A 22,684-nucleotide genomic window follows, 5' to 3' on the forward strand; every position below is an offset into this window, starting at 1 on the left:
AAAGTAATGACAGAAAGAACAATTGGAAATATCCGATGATATGCACGCTGTAAAAAATATACACCAAAAATGGCACTGCCATTGGGTAAAACGTCTTTGGTATTGCTATTTTTTGTTGTTTTCTCACTTCATAGCAGGTGAAAATTTTCGATAATAACCTTTCTTTAAGGCTGTAGTTTCTTCCTCATTGTTGTTAAAAAAGATTAATACGAAGCAGCATTTCCAATGCAGTTGAAAAGATGACACGATGAACCTTGTTTGAAGGGATATGAAAGTGAAATTCTGATAGAAACTTTCTCATCTATTAGAGTACTAGCAAGCTTCCCTGGCATATGGTACGATATGAAAAGATTAAGCGTATTTTCGCAAATGGAGTTTAATAGATACATAATAAGTCGATTTTGAAAAACATCGTTGTGCAGGGAGGAATCCGCTGCTAACCGGCAAGGAAATAATCAGGGTAAAGGAGCATAAAATTTGAAGTTCAAACAGTTAACCATTCTATTAACAGTCAGTTTACTTGGTTTGATACTCTCTGCATGCGGGGAAACTGATTCTGAATCAGAAGGAGAGACTAGAGAGGAAGCCAGAGATGAAGCGATGCAAACAGCAGAAGAATTTTTATCCTTTTTAAGCGAGGAAGAATTTGAAGAAGCGGCATCCTCTCTGAGTGATAATTCTATCAGTGAATGGACATCAAAAGATTTTGAAGATTTATTTGTTCCAACAGCTGAAATTTATGGTGGATTAAGTAGTATTGATTTAATGGAGGAAGAGGAAGATACATATTCGTCCATCTTTAATTTTGTTTATGAAGGCAAATTTGGTGCGCGTAAGGCGCTCTTTTATATCGGTATTAACAGAAATAATGAAGTATTTAATTTTCGGACAAACATTGATCCAGAATTACAGTTTTCAGAAAAGACCCATGACGTTGCGGAAGGATTTTTAGAATTTGCGAGGGAGGGTGCCTTTGAAGAAGCGGCTGACTTAGTGGAAGATGATATGGAATCAGATATAGCACCGGCAGATATTGCGTCTGATTGGAGCCGGCTGGAGGAAACGAATGGGGAATTCGCAGATATTCATCTTTATGATGAACAGACGTTTTCCAGAGATTCTTCTCTTATTTATGCTGCAACGTTTGGGGAACAGCTGGTTCTTTTTAATATCTATGTAAATGAGGACAATGCAATTACAGGTTATTATTCCCGCAGCTATGATGAAGAAGAGAATTACATCTATCCGGAAGAAGCGCATCAGACAGCCGAGGATTTTTTAACATTTATTGCTGCTGAAGATTATGAAGAGGCGGCAGATCTCTTAGATGATGCTGAAGCAGAGGCCTCTCCTGAAGATTTGGAAAGGTGGCGTAATAATGTTGAGCGGGAGTATGGAGAATGGGTTCGTTTTGAGTTGAATCATGAAAAAGACTATTATGGTCCTTCTGCTGGAAATTATTCGTTTGTATATGATGTGGAGTTTTCGGAACAGCCGGCATCCATCATTGTATATGTGAATCGTGAAAATGAGATCAGCGGATACCGGCACACGGATGTGGAAAGCGAAGAGTAGAGAATGGATTGAAAGGCAAGGGAGTTTGATAAGCAGTGTATCAAACTTCCCTTGCCTTATTTATTTTGTTCCTGAATCCATAAGGCCACCTGCAAAATAAGAGAATCATTGAAAATTTTCGGATTATATCCTGTTTCCCTTGTGATATTATTTAACCGGTAAAGCAATGTATTCCGATGTAAAAATAGGGCATCAGCTGTTTTTTGGATATTTAAATCATGTGCAAAAAATGCTTTTAATGTCATTGCCTGCGTTTCATCTAAACCGTTCAGAATTCGCCTGGAGAACCTTTCTCTCAGCGTCTGGTCAAGCTGATAAAGCAATGCCCGTACTTCAATCTGGCTGAATGAAATTACTTCGATTTCCGGTGCACTGATTTTTAAAGCGAGCTCGCAATCGGAATAAGCCTGATAAAAATGTTTCAGTTCATGAAAAGCCAGACTATTGGCTATTCTGAAGGTAATACCCAGCTTATGAAATAGTGCTTGCAGCGCTTCTACTTTTCGCACGGCTTCGGTCTCTTCCATTTCAGACACGGCAATAAACAGCTGATTAAGGTTTATAAATCCGGCAATAGCAGGACGCTTACCAAATAACCGCTCTATTTTTTGAATCAATTCTTGTTTTTGGATAGTGAGCGTATCTATTTGAATGACGAATGCCATGAATGGAGGCGTTAATTCTATTTTCAGCATATCAAGCCCTTGCTGGATCGTTTTATAAGAGGCATTGCTTTTTAACAGCTGGTCAATAACCATCTCTTTTGTACGCTGTTTCCATTCCAGCTGTGAAGTAATAAATTCTTGGTCAATCATCAGCTCTGTAGTCATTTTCACCAGCTCCCCGATATCCTCCATCTCATCCGGATTGCCGGTAACCCCAATCACCCCGATGATAGTGTCCTGAAAGACGATAGGTAAATTGATTCCAGGCTCCGAGCCTTGCCAGGAATCCCCTTGTTCAGGATAAATAGAGAGTGTTTCTCCGCTGCTCAGCACTTCTACAGCCCCTTCATGAACAGTATGCAGTCTAGTTTCATCCAGAGCGGCAATAATCTCTCCGTTCATATCCATAATATTTACGTTTCGATTTAAACGGAGGGAGGTTTCTCTGACGATGGCATTCGCAATTTCTTTTGTCAACATATCCATAATTCAAGCTCCTTTGTTTATACCCTACAATATTAAACTATATATTCCTCTTATTTTTGTATGATATAGCCATATACAATATAAGTCAATATTCGTATAATTTAAACTACAGATAAAAAAAGAAAACGCTTACTAAAGGATGTGATGGAATGAAGATTATCGTTGCTCCAGACTCATTTAAAGGAAGTTTAAGTGCAGTCGAAGCAGCTAATGCCATAGATAAAGGAATCAAAAAAGCTTTTCCAGACGCAGAAACCGTCTTGATCCCTGTTGCTGATGGAGGCGAAGGAACATTAGAAACACTTGTTACTGCTACAGAAGGAGAGATGAAGCATGTCATTGTCACAGATCCATTGGGGAATAAGGTCGAAGCTGGATATGGAATTTTAGGAGATAAGAAAACATGTGTCATTGAAATGGCAGCAGCCTCAGGACTCACTTTACTATCTGAAGAAGAACTTTCCCCATTGGCAGCAACAACCTATGGGACAGGGCAGCTGATTAAACAGGCTCTGGATGATGGTTTTACTTCTTTTGTTGTGGGATTAGGAGGCTCCGCTACGAATGACGGAGGTGCCGGCATGCTGCAGGCGCTGGGGCTAAGGATTTTAGATGCAGAAGGAAAAGAAATCGGTTATGGAGGAGACGCATTAGGTAAAATTGCTTCCATAGAAATCGATTCATTTGATCCCAGAATTAAAGATTGTCAATTTTTAATCGCCTCTGATGTAGAGAATCCGTTGATTGGATTAAATGGGGCATCTCATATTTTTGGACCCCAAAAAGGTGCAACACCGGAAATGATAGAGCAGCTGGATCAAAATCTCGCACATTTTGCGGATCAGGTTGCAAAGGTTACAGGTATCAAGCTGCATGATATGCCGGGTGCAGGAGCTGCAGGCGGCATCGGAGGAGCTTTTCAGGCCTTCTTTCCATGTGAACTGGAAAGAGGGATCGATGTTGTCCTGGAGTATAGTAACATCAACCAATTTTTAACAGGAACAGATTTAGTCATTACCGGCGAGGGAAAAGTAGACGGGCAGACTGCTTCTGGTAAAACGCCGCTGGGAGTAGCGCAAACAGCGCAAAGGCAAGGAGTTCCAACGATTATTTTAGCAGGATCGGCAGGTGATGATACGGCAGTGCTCCATGATTTTGGCGTTGTCAGTATCCACAGTATTGTCAATAAACCAATGACGTTAGAAGAGTCTATGCGAAATGCATCTATCCTATTGGAATTAAGTGCTGAACAGGTGGTTCGTTCTTATTTTTACGCTTTTAATCACATCAAAGGGGGAGCGATTTATGAGAATTAAGGATACAATTGAAAAAGTACCTGGAGGGTTAATGGTAGTTCCACTTCTATTAGGAGCTTCTTTAAACACGATTGACCAAATGCATATACCGGCAGTGATGAGAGTTCTTGAATTTCTCGGAGCACCGCAAACAGAGGAAGGCTACTATGAATTTTTAAGAATTGGCGGATTTTCACAAGAATTATTTAAGGATAGTGCTCTTGTATTGATTGCTTTATTCTTATTCTGTGTGGGAAGCCAGATGAATTTGAAAGTCGGCGGAAAAGCATTAAAGAAAGGGATTTTAATTACAGGTTCGAAGTATGGAGCCGGCTTAGCCGTCGGGATGGCTTTTGGATTCTTCTTTGACCCGATGAGCGGACTATTTGGATTGTCCACACTTGCATTAATTGCTGGTATGACAAACAGCAATAGCGGGATGTATGCTGCATTGACAGGAAAATTTGGAAATAGATCCGATGTGGGCGGCCTCTCTATTCTGGCTATCAATGACGGGCCATTTTTGACATTAGCTGCACTTGGGGTATTAGGTACAGCATTTCCGATGATTTCATTTATTGCAGTTCTTTTGCCAATCGGGATTGGAATGATTTTAGGAAACCTGGATCCAAAAATACGAGAGTTTTTAAAGCCGGGAGAAGCGGTTACGATTCCATTTTTCGCCTTTGCTCTGGGAGCTGGCATGGATTTGGCGAACTTCTTCAATCCCTCTGTACTTACAGGCGGATTAACACTTGCTTTTCTTACCTTTTTCTGTTCAGCTGGGGCAGGTATTCTTGTATTTAAATTATTTAGAGAAAAAAGCTTTATTGCTCCTATCTCAGAGGCTTCCACAGCAGGAAACGCCGCCGCAACACCTGCCGCAGTAGCCGCAGCAGCGTCAGTAGCCGTTGGTGCAGGAGCCATGACACAAGCAGAATTTGAAGCGATTCAGAGTATTGTTCCGATGGCGACCGCTCAGATTTCCATATCCACCATCACGACTTCGCTGCTTTGTCCTTTAGGTGTTATTTTAATAGACAAGTATCAGCGGAAAAAAGGAATCGATGGTACAAAAGAAGATTTGGAGTTAAAAGAGGATAAACAGGAAACGAAATATGCGGTTAATGACTGATAGGTTATAAGAAGCAGGTTTTATTCGACAAATCATGTTATTCTGATGATAGAATGATATGTTATTTTACAAATAAATGCTTTTTAGCAGTAACGGTTTGCTGCAAATGTCGTTTAAACCTAAAAAAGTACAGGATATAAGCTATTAAATGAAATGAGGTTTTTGAATATGAGGACGGATTTACTATATGGAAAGAATGGAATTTCTTTAGATTTGCCAGAAAACGCTTTACTTATTGAACCGACCAATCTGCCAAAGATGGAAGATGAAAAGGAAGCAGTCCGTCAGGCTTTGCGAAATCCGATTGGCAGCGCGCCCTTGAAAGAATCTGTCAAGGCTACCGATACGGTATCGATTGTCATTAGTGATATTACCAGACCGACACCAAATCATATCCTGGTTCCGGTATTAATTGAGGAGTTAAGCCATGTTCCTTTAGAGAATTTTGTTATTATTAATGGAACTGGAACACACCGCGACCAGACAAGGGAAGAATTTGTTCAAATGTTAGGAAGCTGGGTTGTAGACAATATTCGAATTGTAAACAATCACTGTCATGAAAAGGATACACTTGTTAATCTCGGGAAAAGTAAATTTGGCTGCGATGTCTACCTGAATAAAGATTATGTAGAATCTGATTTTAGAATTGTAACCGGTTTTATAGAGCCGCATTTTTTCGCAGGCTTTTCTGGAGGTCCAAAAGGAATCATGCCCGGAATAGCGGGGATTGAAACGATTATGACCTTCCATAATGCGCGGATGATTGGAGATCCGCTCTCCACGTGGGGGAATATGGAGAATAATCCGGTTCAGGATATGACCCGTGAAATTAACGGGATGTGTAAGCCCGAATTTATGTTAAATGTTACATTAAATCGGGAGAAAGAAATTACGAATGTGTTTGCTGGCGAGCTTTATCAGGCACATGATGAAGGATGTGCGTATGCAAAAGAGCACGCGATGTTCCATTGTGAAGAGCGGTTTGATGTCGTGATTACATCTAATTCCGGCTATCCGCTGGACCAAAATTTATATCAGGCCGTAAAAGGGATGAGCGCTGCCCATAAAATTGTCAAAGAGGGCGGTTCGATTATTGTAGCATCCGAGTGTTCAGATGGCTTACCTGACCATGGAAACTATGCGAAAATTTTTGATATGGCAAAGAGCCCGCAGGATCTGCTGGATATGATTAATAATCCGGAATTTAAAATGTTTGATCAGTGGCAGGTTCAGAAACAGGCTGTCATTCAGGTCTGGGCGGATGTTTATGTTTATTCCAAGCTGACGGACGAACAAGTAACCAATGCCATGTTAAAGCCGACTCATGATATAGAACAGACGTTAGAAGAGTTAAATGAAAAGTATGGGGAATCGATGACCGTTGCTGTGATGCCTTTAGGGCCATTGACGATACCTTATGTTGAAGAAAAAGTGAAATCCTGAGCTGAGCGTAGTATACTGGTAATAGAATGAAATGTATTTAGTCAATAAATGGGAAAGTTTTTTATATCCTTTTGTTAGTAAAATCCCCCCCTTCAGTCAGGGGAAATGAGGTGAATAAAATGATGGAAATCAATGAGAAAAATCGTTATTTAGGGAAAACACTGAAGGAAATGGGACGTGTCATGGTGGCATTTTCAGGCGGTGTAGACAGTACAGTTGTTTTGAAAAGAGCGCAGCAGGAGTTAGGAGATAACGTGCTGGCAGTTGTTGTTGCATCAGAATTATTCCGTGAATCCGAATTTCAGGCTGCGGTTCAATTAGCAGAGGATCTGGGTGTGAAGGTGCACCAAACAGAAATAAAAGAATTGAACCAGCCTCAAATTACAGCGAATAACCCAGACAGCTGGTATTACAGTAAAAAATTGCTTTACACCCGCCTGAATCAGCTGGCGGAGGAATGGGATTATCCGTATGTGTTAGACGGAATGATTATGGATGATGAAGCAGATTTCCGCCCGGGGCTAAAGGCAAGAACGGAAGAAGGCATCCGCAGTGTCCTTCAGGAAGCAAATCTATATAAACCGGAAGTCCGCGAGCTTGCGAAGGAATTGGAGCTTCCAGTATGGAATAAATTAGCTTCCTGCAGCTTAGCATCCAGATTTCCGTATGGTACAAAACTGGACAAACAAAAAGTAAATCAGGTTAATCAGGCGGAGCTTTATTTAAAACGTGCCGGTTTTGAAGAAGTGCGTGTACGTTATCATGATAATGTGGCGCGTATCGAAGTAGCAGCTGATAAAATGGTGGAATTACTGGAAAAACGTACAGAGGTTCAACATAAACTGGTATCTCTTGGTTTTGACTATGTATCGATAGACTTACGCGGTTACCGTACAGGCAGCATGAATGAAGTATTGCCAGCAGCTTCGTCAAAACAGCAAATCGCTGCCAATGCTTAAAACACAACTTCATTCCGTGGGAGTTGTTTCCTTTCTCCCCCGGAATTAGCCTGAGTGCCTCAGGGGGGGAGTTAGCACCCGCTATCTCCTCTCTGAATAAATTTATTTTTACTCTCTATTTAGAGATGGAGTTTTACGGATGATTCTCCGGATAAATTTAAACATGATCTTTTACGGGAAAGCAGTTGAAAAAACTGCTTTTTCGCGTGAAAAGAGTATAAAGAAGATAAACAAAGGAGTAATTTTCATGAAGATGTTATATTTGGATTGTTTTTCAGGAATAAGCGGTGATATGACAATAGGAGCGCTGCTTGACGCGGGAGGGAGTTTTTCTCATTTGCAAAACGAGTTGCAGAAGCTTCCTTTAGTCGATGAATACGAATTAAATGTTTATAAAGTAGTGAAGAATGGTATTACAAGCACAAAATTTGATGTTGTGCTGAAGAATGAGGAGCATGGACATTCCCGCCATGATCATTCTGAACAGGACGACCATGGACATTCCCGCCATGATCATTCTGAACAGGACGACCATGGACATTCCCGCCATGATCATTCTGAACAGGACGACCATGAGCACGGGCATAGCCATAAGCATGTTCATGAGCATCATCACGGGCATAGCCACGACCATCATCATGAGCACCATCATGGTCACAGTCACGATGAGGGACATCATCACCATCACAATCATAGCCATCATCATCGTTCCTATCGTGATATTGTAAATATGATTCAAGAAGCAGATTTATCAGAAGACGTGAAAGATATGGCGTTGAAGATCTTTAAAAAAATTGGTGAAGCAGAAGGGCATATTCACGGTGTGCCGCTGGAGGATGTCCATTTTCATGAAGTAGGCGCTGTTGATTCGATTATTGATATTGTAGGGACAGCGATTTTATTGGAAGAGCTTGAGATTGATGAAATCAAGTCAGCAGCTGTTCCAACAGGATCTGGAAAAATTCATATTGATCATGGCGTGTATCCTGTCCCGGCACCGGCTACGCTGGAGATTTTGCGTGGAGTACCGATTGCGCAAAGTGACTTGAAAGCAGAATTGACAACGCCGACTGGGGCTGCTTTTGCTGCGGTGTTAGCGGAGGAGTTTTGTGATATGCCGTCTATGAAAGTGGTGAAAGTGGGATATGGTGCCGGTACGAAAACATTTCCGAATCACCCCAATGTACTCCGGGTTATCATTGGCGAAGAGGCATAAACATTGAAAAAGTTTGGAGAGTAGGACAAGTAAATGGAAGAAATTTTAAAGGAAGTCCAAAATGGAACATTAAGCATAGAGGACGCGAAAAAGAAGCTAGCGACTTATGAAGATTTAGGTTTTGCCAAAGTAGATCATCACAGGAAACAACGGCAGGGTTTTCCGGAAGTGATTTACGGAGAAGGAAAAACCGTGGAGCAAATCATAGCTATCCTGCAAGCAATCAAAGCGAAGCAGAATGATATTTTAATTACTAGGATTTCACCGGATAAGGCAGATAAAATTTTAGGGGTTCATCCTGAATTGACGTACCATGATATGGCACAAATCCTATCCTTAAAGGTAGAAGAGAAAAGAGAAAAAAAAGAAGGATATATCGCTATTCTCTGTGCCGGAACCTCTGACTTGCGGATCGCTGAAGAAGCAGCCGTTACTGCTGAAGCATTGGGCAGTAATGTACGCCGATTTTATGATGTCGGAGTTGCTGGAATTCACCGGTTATTAGATCAGGCTCCAGCGATTCAGGACGCAACGGTTTCGGTCGTCATCGCAGGAATGGAAGGGGCGCTCCCAAGTGTGGTCGGCGGTCTTGTTTCGCATCCGGTCATTGCGGTGCCGACAAGTGTAGGCTATGGTGCGAACTTCCAAGGCCTGTCGGCATTACTGACAATGCTGAACTCCTGTGCGAGCGGAATCAGCGTGGTCAATATTGATAATGGCTTCGGCGGTGCATATAATGCCGTATTGATTGACCGGCTGGCTCAAGGAAAAGAGGAGTAGCATTTCGCAATAAGAAGGGAGTTGTCTAGATGGCACCAAAACATCCTCCGAATCAGGAACATATTGATGATAATATGATAAAAGTGGAAGTCAATTTGGATGATATTTCAGGGGAATGGCTTGGATTTGTAATGGACCGCTTATTTGAAGCTGGGGCAAATGATGTATTTTACACCCCCATTTATATGAAAAAAAATCGGCCGGGGGTATTACTGCAATTGCTCTGTTCCAATCAAGCACTTCCTGAAATGAAGGAAATCCTGCTGCAGGAAACTACGACGCTAGGCATCCGTTATTATCCGCTAACTGTCCACCGCATGGAAAGAAAGTTTATTCAAGTGGATACAGCATGGGGGCCAGTAACAGTGAAACAGGGGATCTCGAATGGAGAGGTCTTTCAAAGCTCACCAGAGTATGCAGACTGTAAAGCGATAGCTGAAGAACATGGAATTCCATTGAAACAAGTATATCAGTCAGTTTGGAAGCAATTATAAAAAATACACAGACCAATTTGAATTGGTTTGTGTATTTTTTATTAAAATTTAGTGATTAAAAAGGGAAAGAACTCGCATCTAATTTTTTTCCTTTCTGACAGGAAAATACTGATAGAATCGGTAAAGCTTTGATACGGCATACATGACCCATCTTGGAATCTTTTTTGGGAAATTCGTACGCTGATAATATCGTGCATAAGCCCATTTTAAATCTTCCCATTGCGTACATTTTTTCTCCTGAGAAAAACGGGCTGTATCAATCAGACGCACAGCGCCTTCTTTGGTCAGGATAAGGTTATGCAGATGAATATCTGAAGGATTTAATCCCGCCTCTCTCGCAGCATTTAATCCATTATCCACATCCTTGATATGTTGAGATGTCAGCGGAATACCTTCTGCCAGACATTCAAAAAATGTTTTGCCCTCAATAAAATCCATTACTAAATAGTTACTTCCTGCTTCATATATCGTTGGGTAGTAAGGACTGCCATGTAGCTTTTCGTAATTTAGCTTTTCTTCCATTGCTGTTTTTTCAAAAGACGGGTAGAAAATTTTAATCACTTTATGCTCATTTTTTATTCTGAATACAGCGGCACTCCTCCCCGCCCCATAGAGCTCTAAGTCACTATGATGCCCGAGTATTTTTATACGTCTGTGTTTCTTCGTAAATAAAACGGTGGTTACATAGTGATTGTACATGGATTGTTTCATTATTTTTTAAAACTGCCTTTTCTTTTGGCTAATTCCTTTTTGATCACAGGCAAGGCATGTTTTTGCGCTTGTTTTATTCCTTCTTTTACCATTTTAGACTTGAGAAGCTTCGTAAGTTTAGACATTTCTTTTCCTCCTTGGCTTATGTGCGGCAAAAGCTAATAAAAAAGAGACCTTTGCCCACATATTTTTTGGACAAAGGTCTCGCAAGCAACGAAATGAAACGGTTGCCAGCAGTGCCGAGGATTTCTCCTGTAATGACGACAGCTGCTATTATGCTACTCCCCTTTGGGATTAATTTGAATGTACATTTATTATAGAGGGCTTGTTTCGTAAGCGCAAATTTTAACGTACTTAAATTATCCACGCATGTTTCTCTTTTTTTAATACGTTTGCTATGCAGGAATAGGTGTGATACAGCGCTAATAAAAGCCTTCTTATATACCTTAATTCATCGTTTTCCGGCTTTTATTCAAGGGTAAACACGTATAAAGCACTTTGGAAGGAGCGGCAAACCGTGAAAAACCGTTGGGTCAGTGGACTTTTATATGCTTTAACGGGCTCCGTCATCATGTTTATGGTCAGTATCCTTCTTGGAGGAGAGCCTTATTGGAATGGAATAATTGGTTTTCTGATGGGAGGGTTTACTTATGGGGCATTTTTTCGTCCAGTGATGGAAAAGAAAATGAAATCAAAATAAAGGATGGGTATGCTTCAAAAATCGTATATGCAGAGAGGGAAGGAGGATGTGTTTGCCTGTTAACGCCTCACAGATGGTATGAATCGGAGGTTTTGAGGAAGGAACATCAAGTTTAACTTCATTTGCTACGTGTAATAATTACTATATAAGCATATTCTAATCAGGACAGTATATTATAAGGAGGAAGCAACATGCAGCTTAATGCAGCGCAAAAATTAATTCAAGATCATTTGCTGTCAGGAGAGATGAAGCCCGGAGAAGAGATTGGTTTAAAAATTGACCAGACGTTGACACAGGACGCGACAGGTACCATGGTGATGCTGGAATTGGAAGCGATGGGCATTGATAAAGTGAAGACAGAGGCATCGGCACAGTACGTGGACCATAACCTGATTCAGGAAGATTTTCGGAATGCAGATGACCATCTATTTTTACGGAGTGCGGCACAGAAATTCGGCATTTATTACAGCAGGCCTGGAAACGGTGTCAGTCATCCTGTCCATATGCAGCAGCTGGCACGCCCCGGGAAAACCTTATTAGGTTCAGACAGTCATACATGTGCCAATGGATGTATGGGCATGCTGGCTATGGGAGCGGGCGGAATTGACGTCACGATGGCAATGGCCGGTGAACCTTATTATGTGAAAATGCCGCGGGTTATGGGAATTGAATTAACAGGAAAATTGCCTGATTGGGTCAGCGCCAAGGACGTTATTTTAGAAATGCTGCGCCGCCATGGCGTAAAAGGCGGTGTCGGAAAAATCCTTGAATATTATGGACCAGGTGTGAAGGAATTATCTGCTATGGATCGGCATGTGATTGCCAATATGGGAGCAGAGCTTGGAGCGACCGCCACAGTATTTCCGTCAGATAAAGAAATTAAACATTTTCTAAAAACACAAGGGCGCGAAGACGAATGGATTGAATTAAAAGCAGATGATGGAGCGGATTACGATGAACATGAAGAAATTGATTTATCTGCGTTGGAACCTTTAATTGCAAAACCGTCCAGTCCGGGGAATGTAGTGCCTGTTACGGAAGTTTCCGGAGAAGACATCTATCAGTCTTACATCGGTTCTTCTGCTAACCCGGGATACCGCGATTTTGCGATTGCCAGTGAAATTGTGAAGGGAAAGCAAATCGCAAACGGTACTTCTCTGGATATTAATCCAACTTCCCGTCAACTGCTGGAGCAGCTTGTTGAAAATGGGCATATTGCGAATCTGCTGGCAGCCGGTGCCCGTATGCATCAGGCAGGATGCAACGGCTGTATTGGTATGGGGCAGGCTCCGGCTACGGGTAAGAATAGTTTACGGACGACACCCCGAAATTTCCCGGGACGGTCCGGGACAAGAGAAGACAGTGTGTTCCTATGCAGTCCGGAAACAGCTGCTGCTTCTGTATTAACGGGAGTTATTACAGACCCAAGAACATTGGATATGTCTTATCCGAAAATAAAAGAACCGACTACTTTTTCTACAAAGGGTATGCTGGAAGTGCCGCCGAAGGATAATAGTCAAATTGATTTAGAAAAAGGGCCAAATATCACGACTATCCCAGATTTTGATCCGATTGAGGATAACTTTGATGTTCCTATATTACTGAAAATGAATGATAACATCTCAACAGATGAAATTCTTGCCGGCGGTTCACGTGTCTTGCCATACCGCAGTAATATTCAAAAAATCAGTACCTTTGCATTTGAAATCATTGATGATGATTATTACGAAATGGCAATGAAACAACGTGATGACGGCGGTCATGTGGTTGTGGCGGGCTTTAATTACGGACAAGGTTCGAGCCGGGAGCATGCGGCGCTCGCACCGCGGTATCTGGGATTAAAAGTCGTGCTAGTGAAGGATTTTGCCCGTATTCATCTGCAGAACTTGATTAATTTCGGTATTTTACCATTAACGTTTGTCAATGAGGAAGACTATGATTTGGTTCGGCAGGAGGATGTGCTCGAATTTCGCCAAATCCATCAAACGATTCAAAATCAGCACACCTTTGATATTAAGCTGAAAGGGACAGAACGTACGATTGCTGTGCAGCATGACCTTACTAAACGTCATCTTGAAATTCTGCTGGCCGGCGGAATTATTAATTGGATTAAAGAAAAACAATAGAAAGGAAGTCAGCAATGGGATCTCAGGAACATGCTTGTAAAGCTTGTGAAGGAACAGGTTTATTAAGAGATGATGAGCAGTGGCAGTATACTTGCACCGTTTGTCATGGTGATGGATTTGTTGCCGCTGTGGAGAAGACGGAAAAGCTTCAAGTCGATGAGAACCACAGGGTCATTGATTAATAATGAACTGTCGGAGCAGCGCTGGTTCCAGATACAGCCGCTGCTTCGACTTTTTTTGCATATAGAAACGCTAAACCGTTTTTCTAAATATATTCTTTACATTCAGGAATAACCAGATTTCCAATCCTGTCGACAGAAAGCTTTTGTTGTGAAATAATATATGAAAAAAGTATCTAGGTCATATATACCGTCGGATACAGAAGAGGGTGTCTGTTAGATGATACATATTGCTCCGCTGCAAATAGAAGATGAGGATAAGCTTTATACATTTGAATTACATAATAGAAAGTACTTTGAAAAATTTGTTCCTTCCCGTGGAGAAGCGTTTTACCAAAAGGATTACTTTCATGACAGACTACGTGAATTGCTGAAGGAACAGGCAGATAGTAAATCTTATTTTTTTCTGATCAAGGATGCGGACGGAGAAATTTTGGGGAGAGTTAACTTAACAGATATTTGTCCTTCACAGAAAATCGGCTTTTTAGGATATCGAGTTGGTGAAGCTCATACAGGAAAAGGGATAGCAGGAAAGGCAGTTGAGCTTCTCAAAGTGGAGGCAGAGAAAACATTAAGATTAAAGGGGATCAAGGCGCAAACCACCGCAGAGAATATAGCTTCTCAGAAGGTGTTGGAAAAGAAAGGGTTTGAGGAAATAAACAGGGAAGACACGGCTTATGAAGGAAAGCCTCTTACTTTTGTTTATTATCAATTAAGCTTTTAAAATCAATAGTTGCATTGATAAAATGAAGCAGTCTGATTGGAATTCCCATCAGACTGCTTCATATCGAGTTATTTTTCCAGCCATTGATTCACAAGATTTCGATTATCATTCACCCATTTTTCAGCACCTTCCAGCGCTTCTTTTCCTTCATTTTCAGCCTCACTGACGTAGCTCATCAATTCACCAATTTGTTCATCATCCATTTTCCAATTTTTCAACCATTGATCGACTTCTGGATAATCCTCATGAAAATTTTGGCGGGTTACGTGATGAATTTTTTCAGCCTCTCCAAAGATATTTTGAGGGTCGTCTAAATATTTTAAGTCCATTTCTGAAAATACACGATGTGGGTTCCATAACGGCACAACAATATCCTCTTCATTAGTGATGGCCTGTTGTAACGCGGTCAGCATAGCGGGTTCGGAGCTGGCCGTGAGCTCATAATCCAGCTCGTATGCTTCCATTGCTTCTTCCACTACTAACATCGTGCCTGCTCCGGCATCGAATCCAGTTATTTCTCCATTTAAACTTTCCTTATTCGCATTTAAATCTTCTATACTATCCAAATAATCCATATAAGCCGGTACGACTAAACCAACTTTTGCATTATCATACCAAGTTTCTTCTGAGAAATTAATAGCATCTTCATATTGTGCTACATATTCTGCATCTTGAACAGGCAGCCATATTTCAGGACTGATATCCAGCTCATCATTTTCAAGTGCCGCCATTTGCGTCCCGATATCTAATAAATGCAAGTTTACTTCATAACCTTCTTCTTCTAGAATGAATTTCCACATATTTGTAATTGCGATATTTTCTTCCCAGCTGATTTGGCCCATATCGAGGCTGTTGGGGTTATCATCTTCTGCCGCGGATTCGTTCGATGTATTTCCGCCGCATGCACTTAATAATAGAATCGAAATTGCTGTGATAATGAGAATATTTATAGGTTGTTTTTGAAAGTTAAAGATGGTATCTCTCCTCTTAGTCTTTTTGGGATGTGTCCTTTGGTAAAAACTCAAAAATTTCTTCGGATCGAATACTGTGTACCAACTGATCCAGCCAGTTGTAATAAACCTTGGACTGGTTTAATAATTCATAATGATGTCTAGCTTCTTCTTTGAAGCTGTCAGAAACATGCTCATCATGAATAATTTCAAGAAGTGGTTTTTCAGCCTGATGGATAGCTTCCATATTTGTATTTGCTTCCCGTTCCCACATTTGGCAGAAGTAGGCCATAAAGGAATGAAAGAAATTTTTCTCCGCAGTATAGGTATGTTTTCTGGAACCACGCTGGAATTTCTTTTTTACCATTCCAATTTGCTGGAGATGGCGTACATTGGTGCTCATACTAGGCTTGCTCATACCAAGCTCTTCCCGCATTTCATCCAAATTCATTTGATTTTCAAAATACATCGTTGCATATATTTTACCGGCAGCTGGTGTTACACCGTATAAGTCCATCGTTTCCGATATCGATTGAATAACCTGATCTTTTGCCTCTTCTATTTGTTCTCTTGCCCTCTCGTCATGGGGATTGTTCAAAATAATGACCTCCTACAGATCAATGTCCATAAAGTTAAATTTTTTCTTAACAAACTTAATGATAGTAAAATAAATAAATTTGTCAAATGATTCGTGGATTCAGAAGCAATATAATTTTTACATATAAGAAGAAAATGGGTTCGTTTGACAGGATTAATTTTATTCGTTATTATTAATTTTGTTCAAAACGTTAAATTTTTTCTTAACAAAGTTAACGTAAGTTAGGAGGAACTCATTTGGATACCAGCAAACAATATATCAATGGGGAATGGGTGCTTGCCCTCTCTGGAGAGACAAGAGAAATAATTAACCCTTTTAATCAGGAAGTCATTGCGCTTGTTGCAGAAGGTAATGAAGAAGATGCTAAAATGGCCGTTGCTGCAGCTAGAAATGTTTTTGACCAAGGTGATTGGTCAGCGACTTCAGCAACTGAACGGGGAAATATCGTTCGTGATATTGCAGCACTGATAGAAAGAGATAAGGAAGAATTAGCAGAATTAGAATCGCTCGATACTGGAAAAACAGTGGAAGAGAGCAGAGGCGATATGGATGATATTGCCGGCGTATTTCGGTATTATGCAGAATCAGCAGATAAAGATGGCGGTGAAATAATTGATTCACCCGTCCCGCATACCATCAGCAAGGTAGTCAAAGAACCTGTCGGTGTATGTGGACAAATTACTCCGTGGAACTATCCTTTATTACAGGCTTCCTGGAAATTAGCTCCTGCGCTTGTTGCAGGAAATACATTAATTATGAAGCCGAGTGAAATTACTCCTTTAACAACCATTAAAGTATTTGAACTCATGGAAGAAGCAGGCGTGCCAAAAGGAGTGGTTAATCTTGTATTGGGAGCTGGAGCAACGGTTGGAGAGGAGTTAGCCATCAATGAAGATGTGGACTTGATTTCTTTTACTGGCGGGATTGAAACAGGGAAACGTATTATGCGGTCAGCCAGCTCCAATGTGAAAAAGTTAGCTTTAGAGCTTGGCGGAAAAAATCCCAATGTTATTTTTGCTGATGCAAATTTTGAAACCGCAGTTGATCAGGCATTGAATGCGGTATTCTTCCATGCAGGACAAATATGCTCAGCAGGAACACGCATTATTGTGGAGGAAAGTATTCACGATGCGTTTGTTGAGGAATTGGTGGAACGTGTGAGAAAGATTCGGTTAGGCAGTGGTTTTGATAAGAATACGCAAATGGGACCGTTAATTTCAAAAATACATTTAGAAAAAGTGATGGCCTATGTAAATAATGGCGTGAAAGAAGGCGCAAAGGTTGCGGTTGGAGGAACTCGTCCTGATGAACCAGCACTGCAAAATGGCTTTTTCTATTTACCAACCGTCTTGACTGGATGTACAACGGAAATGAATGTTGTACAGCATGAAGGGTTCGGTCCGGTTATTACAATAGAAACATTTCGTAATGAGGAAGAAGCTATCCGTCTCGCAAATGATTCTATTTATGGATTAGCTGGCGGGGTCTGGACAAAAGATATTGCGAAAGCAGAGCGATGTGTTGCTAACATGCGGATGGGTACAGTATGGATTAATGATTTTAATGTATACTTTCCGCATGCTCCATGGGGAGGCTTCAAGCAGTCAGGCATCGGCAGGGAATTAGGCAAACTTGGCCTAGAAGAATATCAGGAAACAAAGCATGTTTACCATAATATAAATCCAGAACCGATAAATTGGTTTTGAGGATAGTAGAATATGATTTTGATAATGAAATAGATATTAAATACGTTTTTGGAGGAATGTACAATGAGTCTTCATATGAAAGTAGAGCATATGCATAAATTTCATCAATTTGAATTACCAACAGCGATAAAACATGGAATCGGCGCGATAAAACATGTTGGGGAAGAGGTAAAAAACTTGGGAGTTACAAAAGCTTTATTAGTAACAGACCCGGGGATTTATCAGGCAGGTGTGACTGCGCCGATTGAAGCATCTTTGAAGAATGCCGGCATAGAAGTTGTTCTATTCAACAAAGTAGAGCCGAATCCTCCAGTGCGTTTGATTGCAGAAGGGTCCAGTTTATATAAATCGGAAGACTGTAATGGACTTGTAGCAGTGGGCGGAGGCAGCTCAATGGATACTGCTAAAGGAATCGGTGTAGAAGCGACCCATGATGGAAGCGTACTGGATTACGAAGCAGCGGATGGGAAAAAACCGTTAGAAAATCGCATACCTCCGCTAACAACAATTCCAACAACAGCTGGAACAGGCTCGGAAGTAACGCAATGGGCTGTTATTACAGATGAAGAAAGAGAATTTAAATTTAATACAGGCGGACCATTGATTGCTGCTTATTTAACAATTATTGATCCAGAGCTGCATGTTTCGATGCCACCGCATGTAACAGCAATGACTGGGATTGACGCGTTAGCACATGCCATCGAGTGTTATACCATGCATTATGCCCAGCCGGTGACAGATGCTGCAGCATTACTTGCGATAGAATACGTCGGTAAATATATTCGACGAGCGTATTCAGATGGAAATGATCTGGAAGCACGCTACGGGATGGCACAAGCTGCGATGTTAGCAGGGTTATCCTATGGCAGTGAATCAGCAGGGGCAGCACATGCGATGTCGCAAACACTTGGAGGAATCATTCCAGTAGCGCATGGTCAGGCTGTCGCAGCGATGATGGGCCCTGTTATGGAATATAATTGGAAAGGTCACCCAGCGAAATTTGCACGTATTGCTAAAGGGCTAGGTATCAATACATTTAATTTGACGGAGGAAGAGGCAGCTAAAGCAGCTGTGAATGAAGTTTATCAATTGGTAGAAGATTTAGAGGTTCCCAGCCTAGAAGAACAAGGCGTATCACCAGATATGACCGACCGTCTTGCGAAAGAAGCAATGAAAGATCCGCAAACAATTGGGAATCCGAGAGACTTGAATGAAGAAGGTTATAAATGGATTTATGGCCGCTGCTTCAACCAGGTTGAAAAAACAATATAATATTTTTTAAGAAGAACCTCCAACAGCAGCAGGATTACGTTGGAGGTTTTACATAGAAAACAGAATATTTTAGAGTAATTTGAAGAAAACAGAGAGAGCTGAAAAGTCTCTCTGTTTTTATATGGAATGAAGCGACATCATTACCCTTTAAATTACTCCTTGCAAGCCAACGGTTAAATATTGGTTCCCAGTGTAAGCCCTCCATCTACCACAATTTCAGCACCATTACAATAAGCACTCTCATCCGAAGCGAGAAAAGCAGCTACCTTTGCGATATCGTTAGACTGTCCGAGTCTTTTTAAGGGAATAGCCTCGGCCTCATCTACCTCTAGATTGCTGTTACTCACCATGTTTGTTTGAATAACACCTGGATGAATCGAATTGACTCTGATTCCTTTTGGTCCTAATTCGATGGCAGCAGATTTTGAAAGATTGGACACTGCTGCTTTGGAAGCTGCATAAGCCGCTGCATCATTGATTGGAGAAAAAGCAGAGATAGATACATTATTAATAATGGATCCTTTTTGCTGTTTCTCCATGTAGGGTGCGACCGCCTTTATCCCCATAAAGACACCGAGCTGATTCACTTGGATTAACTGATGAAAATCCTCTGCAGTCGTCTCTAATAAAGGTTTTTTAATGAAAATACCTGCATTGTTAACCAGTACATCTATTTTATTATAGGCTTGAATAACAGATTCAATGGCAGCTGCCCAATCTGTTTCTTTTGTTACATCTAATTGGACAGGAAGACTCTGGCTTTGCCCCATTTTGAAGGAGAGGGCTTCTGCATCCTCCAAATTTCTGGCTCCAAGGGCAACTTTTGCGCCAAGTGAAGCGAAGTGTTGGGCGATTCCATTCCCTTGTCCACGATTTGCTCCGGTTATTAATACAACTTGATCTTTTAAATTTGGCATAATTTCTCCTTTAATGTTGATTGCTTTCTATTTGAATTTATCACAGTTTGTCTATTAGTAAAAATGCATCTACTTAGCCGAGAGAGATGGGGCTAATAATCAGATAGACGAATCCTTTATATTAGCAGAATCCTAACCGTTATTTTGAATTTTATTGAATTTTTTATAAAAAGGTTTTAAAATATTTATTTATAAGATAAAGTATAGGAAAATACTAACACGAAGTTTTTAAATAATTTTATTAATATGAAATACTATAAAAAATCAGGTGATATGTACTTAATCGTCGCCTGATTTTATTAGGTATGTCAATAAAAAAACATGTATTACTTTATGTGGTTGAGTAGTTAGTAAATATCTATGTCATCATGCTAGCATTATCCGGTAATTGTTTCATTTTTGTTGTAAATATAAGAGCCGGCTTCGAAATAGAAATACTCGAATCTCTTCTTAACAAAATAAAAATCACTCTCAGAGGAGGGATAATCATTGAAACAAGGAACCATTAATATCCTTTTAGTAGTATCAATTATTTGCATATCCTTATCAGCAATCTTTGTAAAATTATCGGATGCACCTTCTACCATTATGGTAATGTATCGGATGTTTTTAGCTTGTTTGTTAATTCTTCCTATCGTGTACAAATACCGAAAATCCTTTTTAAAGATTAAAAGAAAAGAATGGGCAGCTATTTCCTTTGCCGGAATCTTTCTAGCGGGTCACTTTGGATTATGGTTCGAATCATTAAATCATACGACGGTGGCAAGCTCTACCTTGATATTGGCACTGCAGCCTGCAATTGCTTTGGTTGGAGGTCTGGTTTTCTTTAAAGAAAAAATAGATATCCGTACCGTGGCAGCAATGGGGATTGCATTTGCCGGCGTGGTTGTTGTCGGAGGCGGAAGTTTTGGCGGCGGCAGCGGAGCCTTGTTAGGAAATATTTTATCTTTTCTTGCTGTCGTTTCTGTAGTGCTGTATTTAATGATCGGTCAACGAAATGTAAAATCTATCAATCACTGGGTGTACAGCTTTTTAGTATTTTTGGTGGCAGGGATTACTGTAGCCGTGTTTAATCTGATAGGCGGAATAGCTTTCACTGGCTATAGTGGGAATGATTGGATGGTTTTCCTGATGCTTGCTATTTTTCCGACCGGGGCACATATTATTTTTAATCTGCTATTAAACTATGTTAATACAACAACAGTTTCAATGAGTACATTAGGAGAGCCAATCGGTGCTTCCATACTGGCTGTTATTCTTTTGAATGAGGTGCTTACTTCGGTGGAAATGATAGGCGGCGTACTAATTATTGCCGGAATATTTTACTTCCTGCGATTGCAGGGCGGTTCGAAACAAGCAGTACCAAAAGAACCGGAAAGCCTGTAAAGTCAAACTTCGCTCGGCGGAGGTTACGATCGGTTCACCATGATAGATAAGGTGTCATTTCCTTCCCGCGGCTTTTATAACCAGTTAATCTACGGTAAAATGAGTGAGCGGATAGTCTTTCATTTCGTTTATCCGCCCTAACGAGGAAGTTTTGATACGAGGAGTGAATGAGATGAAAAGAAGTCCAAGAGTCTGTGTTGTTGGAAGCATCAATATGGACATGGTGACAACAACAGATAAAGTACCTGAACAGGGGGAAACGGTTCTTGGTGAATCGTTTACAACCTATCCCGGCGGCAAAGGAGCAAACCAAGCGATTGCAGCAGCCAGACTGGGAGCAGATGTTGTTATGGTAGGAGCCGTTGGTGAGGATGCTTTTGGAAAAAGCTTAAAAGAACGTTTCCGAAACGAAGGTGCAGATAACGAAGCAATTATTGCCGTTCCTCATGAATCTACCGGCGTTGCCTCCATTATTGTTTCGGACGGGGATAATCGAATTATTGTTGCCCCGGGTGCCAATAAATATGTCACACCTGATCTGATACAAGAGAAACAAGATATAATTCTGTCCAGCGATATTATTTTAATGCAATTTGAAATACCGATGGAAACCATTGAATTTACGGTAAACCTTGCGTATGAGCATCAAATTCCTGTAGTTATTAATCCGGCGCCATTTGCTGATATTTCAGAGACAGTGGCAGAGAAGGCAGCATTTTTAACACCTAATAATTTGGAACTCTCGGAAATGAAGCAGTCGATAGATACTTCCTTGATAAAAGGGAAAATCATTGAAACAAGAGGAGAGCATGGTGTTGTATTTACCCTGTCAGATGGAGAAGAGAAAAAAGTTCCTTCCTTTAAAGCAGAGGTGAAAGATACGACCGGAGCAGGAGATACGTTTAATGGTGCTTTTGTTACGGAATATGCAAAAGAAAAGAATATTGAAAAAGCCATTCTGTTTGCGAGTGCAGCCGCATCATTGGCAGTAGAAAAACGCGGTGCGCAGGAAGGGATGCCTGCCAGGGCAGCAGTTGTCCAAAGAATGCAGGAAGCAGACAGGTAAGCGAAAATTTCAATCGATTGAGTGAAAAAGAATAGAGGTTATTTTCTTCTATGGAAGAAGCGATCATCGAGCTGTTTAGTGTAAAATGCTGACAGCTTTTTTTGACAGTTAAAAAAGTATAAACTTTCTTACTGCATAAGTGTAACTAAGGTTGTCATCTAAAGGCGTGGTGACAGCCAAGTTTTCTAATGTGTAAATAAAGATATTAATTTTATTTTTTGAAAACGCTTGCAAAAACATCTTTTTTCAGTATAATTAGTGATAGCAATATTCCAAAAAGTATAAATAATTCCACGAGTTT

The 22,684-nt window shown here is 40.7% G+C and carries 22 protein-coding genes; 16 read left to right on the forward strand and 6 right to left on the reverse strand.

Features of this window, described 5'->3' with window-relative positions; genetic code table 11:
* Positions 1-477 precede the first annotated feature (477 nt).
* Positions 478-1,575 (forward strand): DUF3887 domain-containing protein, encoded by a 1,098-nt coding sequence (locus BN997_RS11675; RefSeq protein ID WP_042532455.1) that lies wholly within the window; start codon positions 478-480, stop codon positions 1,573-1,575.
* A gap of 56 nt (positions 1,576-1,631) precedes the next feature.
* On the opposite strand, the gene BN997_RS11680 is transcribed toward BN997_RS11675, so the two are convergent.
* A complete protein-coding gene (locus BN997_RS11680) occupies positions 1,632-2,726 on the reverse strand; it encodes a CdaR family transcriptional regulator (RefSeq protein ID WP_042532457.1) in 1,095 nt (364 codons plus the stop codon).
* Positions 2,727-2,875: 149 nt separating this feature from the next.
* On the opposite strand from BN997_RS11680, the gene BN997_RS11685 reads away from it, so the two are divergent.
* The 7 genes from BN997_RS11685 to larC all read left to right on the forward strand — a co-directional run bounded on the left by BN997_RS11685 (position 2,876) and on the right by larC (position 10,048).
* On the forward strand, positions 2,876-4,042 hold the full coding sequence (locus BN997_RS11685; RefSeq protein ID WP_042532459.1) for a glycerate kinase: 1,167 nt from the start codon (positions 2,876-2,878) through the stop codon (positions 4,040-4,042).
* Positions 4,032-5,156, forward strand: coding sequence for a 2-keto-3-deoxygluconate permease (locus tag BN997_RS11690; RefSeq protein ID WP_042532461.1), 1,125 nt, complete (start codon positions 4,032-4,034; stop codon positions 5,154-5,156). The genes BN997_RS11685 and BN997_RS11690 overlap by 11 nt, the downstream gene beginning before the upstream one ends.
* Positions 5,157-5,324: 168 nt before the next feature.
* The gene (gene larA / locus BN997_RS11695; protein WP_042532463.1) at positions 5,325-6,599 is read left to right on the forward strand and encodes a nickel-dependent lactate racemase; all 1,275 of its coding nucleotides are present in this window, start codon (positions 5,325-5,327) and stop codon (positions 6,597-6,599) included.
* Between the two features lie 119 nt (positions 6,600-6,718).
* On the forward strand, positions 6,719-7,558 hold the full coding sequence (gene larE / locus BN997_RS11700; RefSeq protein ID WP_042532465.1) for an ATP-dependent sacrificial sulfur transferase LarE: 840 nt from the start codon (positions 6,719-6,721) through the stop codon (positions 7,556-7,558).
* A gap of 247 nt (positions 7,559-7,805) precedes the next feature.
* A complete protein-coding gene (locus BN997_RS11705) occupies positions 7,806-8,774 on the forward strand; it encodes a nickel pincer cofactor biosynthesis protein LarC (RefSeq protein ID WP_042536037.1) in 969 nt (322 codons plus the stop codon).
* 33 nt (positions 8,775-8,807) lie between these two features.
* Positions 8,808-9,554, forward strand: coding sequence for a nickel pincer cofactor biosynthesis protein LarB (gene larB, locus BN997_RS11710; protein WP_042532467.1), 747 nt, complete (start codon positions 8,808-8,810; stop codon positions 9,552-9,554).
* A gap of 29 nt (positions 9,555-9,583) precedes the next feature.
* The gene (larC, locus tag BN997_RS11715) at positions 9,584-10,048 is read left to right on the forward strand and encodes a nickel pincer cofactor biosynthesis protein LarC2 (protein WP_042532469.1); all 465 of its coding nucleotides are present in this window, start codon (positions 9,584-9,586) and stop codon (positions 10,046-10,048) included.
* A gap of 78 nt (positions 10,049-10,126) precedes the next feature.
* On the opposite strand, the gene BN997_RS11720 is transcribed toward larC, so the two are convergent.
* Together BN997_RS11720 and BN997_RS23695 are read right to left on the reverse strand one after the other, a co-directional pair.
* Positions 10,127-10,759 (reverse strand): serine/threonine protein kinase, encoded by a 633-nt coding sequence (locus BN997_RS11720; protein WP_042532471.1) that lies wholly within the window; start codon positions 10,757-10,759, stop codon positions 10,127-10,129.
* Positions 10,759-10,884 carry a hypothetical protein gene (locus BN997_RS23695; protein ID WP_255473807.1) on the reverse strand — a complete coding sequence of 42 codons (126 nt, stop codon included), beginning with the start codon at positions 10,882-10,884 and terminating at the stop codon, positions 10,759-10,761. The genes BN997_RS11720 and BN997_RS23695 overlap by 1 nt, the downstream gene beginning before the upstream one ends.
* Positions 10,885-11,276: 392 nt before the next feature.
* Here BN997_RS23695 and BN997_RS11730 point away from each other — a divergent pair, with 392 nt between their 5' ends.
* From BN997_RS11730 to BN997_RS11740, 4 genes are all read left to right on the forward strand, one after another.
* Positions 11,277-11,459: a hypothetical protein gene (locus BN997_RS11730; RefSeq protein WP_042532476.1), complete on the forward strand. Its 183-nt coding sequence runs from the start codon at positions 11,277-11,279 to the stop codon at positions 11,457-11,459.
* 191 nt (positions 11,460-11,650) lie between these two features.
* On the forward strand, positions 11,651-13,585 hold the full coding sequence (locus BN997_RS11735) for an aconitate hydratase (RefSeq protein ID WP_042532478.1): 1,935 nt from the start codon (positions 11,651-11,653) through the stop codon (positions 13,583-13,585).
* Positions 13,586-13,599: 14 nt separating this feature from the next.
* Positions 13,600-13,767, forward strand: coding sequence for a hypothetical protein (locus tag BN997_RS23210; protein ID WP_175297038.1), 168 nt, complete (start codon positions 13,600-13,602; stop codon positions 13,765-13,767).
* Positions 13,768-13,984: 217 nt separating this feature from the next.
* A complete protein-coding gene (locus tag BN997_RS11740) occupies positions 13,985-14,488 on the forward strand; it encodes a GNAT family N-acetyltransferase (protein ID WP_042532480.1) in 504 nt (167 codons plus the stop codon).
* A 68-nt stretch (positions 14,489-14,556) separates the two neighbouring features.
* Here BN997_RS11740 and BN997_RS11745 read toward each other — a convergent pair whose 3' ends face one another.
* Together BN997_RS11745 and cudC are read right to left on the reverse strand one after the other, a co-directional pair.
* Entirely contained in the window at positions 14,557-15,513 is a 957-nt protein-coding gene (locus BN997_RS11745; RefSeq protein ID WP_244882372.1) for a glycine betaine ABC transporter substrate-binding protein, read from the reverse strand.
* Positions 15,476-16,036 (reverse strand): choline uptake/conversion transcriptional regulator CudC, encoded by a 561-nt coding sequence (gene cudC, locus BN997_RS11750; RefSeq protein ID WP_042532482.1) that lies wholly within the window; start codon positions 16,034-16,036, stop codon positions 15,476-15,478. Before cudC ends, BN997_RS11745 begins: the two co-directional genes overlap by 38 nt.
* Positions 16,037-16,272: 236 nt before the next feature.
* Between cudC and betB the strand changes: the two genes are divergently transcribed.
* A complete protein-coding gene (gene betB, locus BN997_RS11755; protein ID WP_042532484.1) occupies positions 16,273-17,742 on the forward strand; it encodes a betaine-aldehyde dehydrogenase in 1,470 nt (489 codons plus the stop codon).
* A gap of 63 nt (positions 17,743-17,805) precedes the next feature.
* On the forward strand, positions 17,806-19,014 hold the full coding sequence (locus BN997_RS11760; protein ID WP_042532486.1) for an iron-containing alcohol dehydrogenase: 1,209 nt from the start codon (positions 17,806-17,808) through the stop codon (positions 19,012-19,014).
* A 173-nt stretch (positions 19,015-19,187) separates the two neighbouring features.
* Here BN997_RS11760 and BN997_RS11765 read toward each other — a convergent pair whose 3' ends face one another.
* Positions 19,188-19,931: an SDR family NAD(P)-dependent oxidoreductase gene (locus BN997_RS11765; protein WP_042532487.1), complete on the reverse strand. Its 744-nt coding sequence runs from the start codon at positions 19,929-19,931 to the stop codon at positions 19,188-19,190.
* A gap of 489 nt (positions 19,932-20,420) precedes the next feature.
* Here BN997_RS11765 and BN997_RS11770 point away from each other — a divergent pair, with 489 nt between their 5' ends.
* Positions 20,421-21,317: a DMT family transporter gene (locus BN997_RS11770; RefSeq protein ID WP_042532489.1), complete on the forward strand. Its 897-nt coding sequence runs from the start codon at positions 20,421-20,423 to the stop codon at positions 21,315-21,317.
* Between the two features lie 172 nt (positions 21,318-21,489).
* The gene (locus BN997_RS11775) at positions 21,490-22,383 is read left to right on the forward strand and encodes a ribokinase (protein WP_042532491.1); all 894 of its coding nucleotides are present in this window, start codon (positions 21,490-21,492) and stop codon (positions 22,381-22,383) included.
* Positions 22,384-22,684: the final 301 nt, after the last annotated feature.

The organism is Oceanobacillus oncorhynchi, assembly GCF_000821065.1.
Classification (GTDB): Bacteria; Bacillota; Bacilli; order Bacillales; family Amphibacillaceae; genus Oceanobacillus; species Oceanobacillus oncorhynchi.

What these genes read in the sequence shown, in the direction of transcription:
- BN997_RS11680 (WP_042532457.1), bottom strand. Translation starts at nt 2,726, where the DNA reads ATGGATATGTTGACAAAAGAAATTGCGAATGCCATCGTCAGAGAAACC.
- BN997_RS11685 (WP_042532459.1), top strand. Translation starts at nt 2,876, where the DNA reads ATGAAGATTATCGTTGCTCCAGACTCATTTAAAGGAAGTTTAAGTGCA.
- BN997_RS11690 (WP_042532461.1), top strand. Translation starts at nt 4,032, where the DNA reads ATGAGAATTAAGGATACAATTGAAAAAGTACCTGGAGGGTTAATGGTA.
- larA (WP_042532463.1), top strand. Translation starts at nt 5,325, where the DNA reads ATGAGGACGGATTTACTATATGGAAAGAATGGAATTTCTTTAGATTTG.
- larE (WP_042532465.1), top strand. Translation starts at nt 6,719, where the DNA reads ATGATGGAAATCAATGAGAAAAATCGTTATTTAGGGAAAACACTGAAG.
- BN997_RS11705 (WP_042536037.1), top strand. Translation starts at nt 7,806, where the DNA reads ATGAAGATGTTATATTTGGATTGTTTTTCAGGAATAAGCGGTGATATG.
- larB (WP_042532467.1), top strand. Translation starts at nt 8,808, where the DNA reads ATGGAAGAAATTTTAAAGGAAGTCCAAAATGGAACATTAAGCATAGAG.
- larC (WP_042532469.1), top strand. Translation starts at nt 9,584, where the DNA reads ATGGCACCAAAACATCCTCCGAATCAGGAACATATTGATGATAATATG.
- BN997_RS11720 (WP_042532471.1), bottom strand. Translation starts at nt 10,759, where the DNA reads ATGAAACAATCCATGTACAATCACTATGTAACCACCGTTTTATTTACG.
- BN997_RS23695 (WP_255473807.1), bottom strand. Translation starts at nt 10,884, where the DNA reads ATGTCTAAACTTACGAAGCTTCTCAAGTCTAAAATGGTAAAAGAAGGA.
- BN997_RS11735 (WP_042532478.1), top strand. Translation starts at nt 11,651, where the DNA reads ATGCAGCTTAATGCAGCGCAAAAATTAATTCAAGATCATTTGCTGTCA.
- BN997_RS23210 (WP_175297038.1), top strand. Translation starts at nt 13,600, where the DNA reads ATGGGATCTCAGGAACATGCTTGTAAAGCTTGTGAAGGAACAGGTTTA.
- BN997_RS11740 (WP_042532480.1), top strand. Translation starts at nt 13,985, where the DNA reads ATGATACATATTGCTCCGCTGCAAATAGAAGATGAGGATAAGCTTTAT.
- BN997_RS11760 (WP_042532486.1), top strand. Translation starts at nt 17,806, where the DNA reads ATGAGTCTTCATATGAAAGTAGAGCATATGCATAAATTTCATCAATTT.
- BN997_RS11765 (WP_042532487.1), bottom strand. Translation starts at nt 19,931, where the DNA reads ATGCCAAATTTAAAAGATCAAGTTGTATTAATAACCGGAGCAAATCGT.
- BN997_RS11775 (WP_042532491.1), top strand. Translation starts at nt 21,490, where the DNA reads ATGAAAAGAAGTCCAAGAGTCTGTGTTGTTGGAAGCATCAATATGGAC.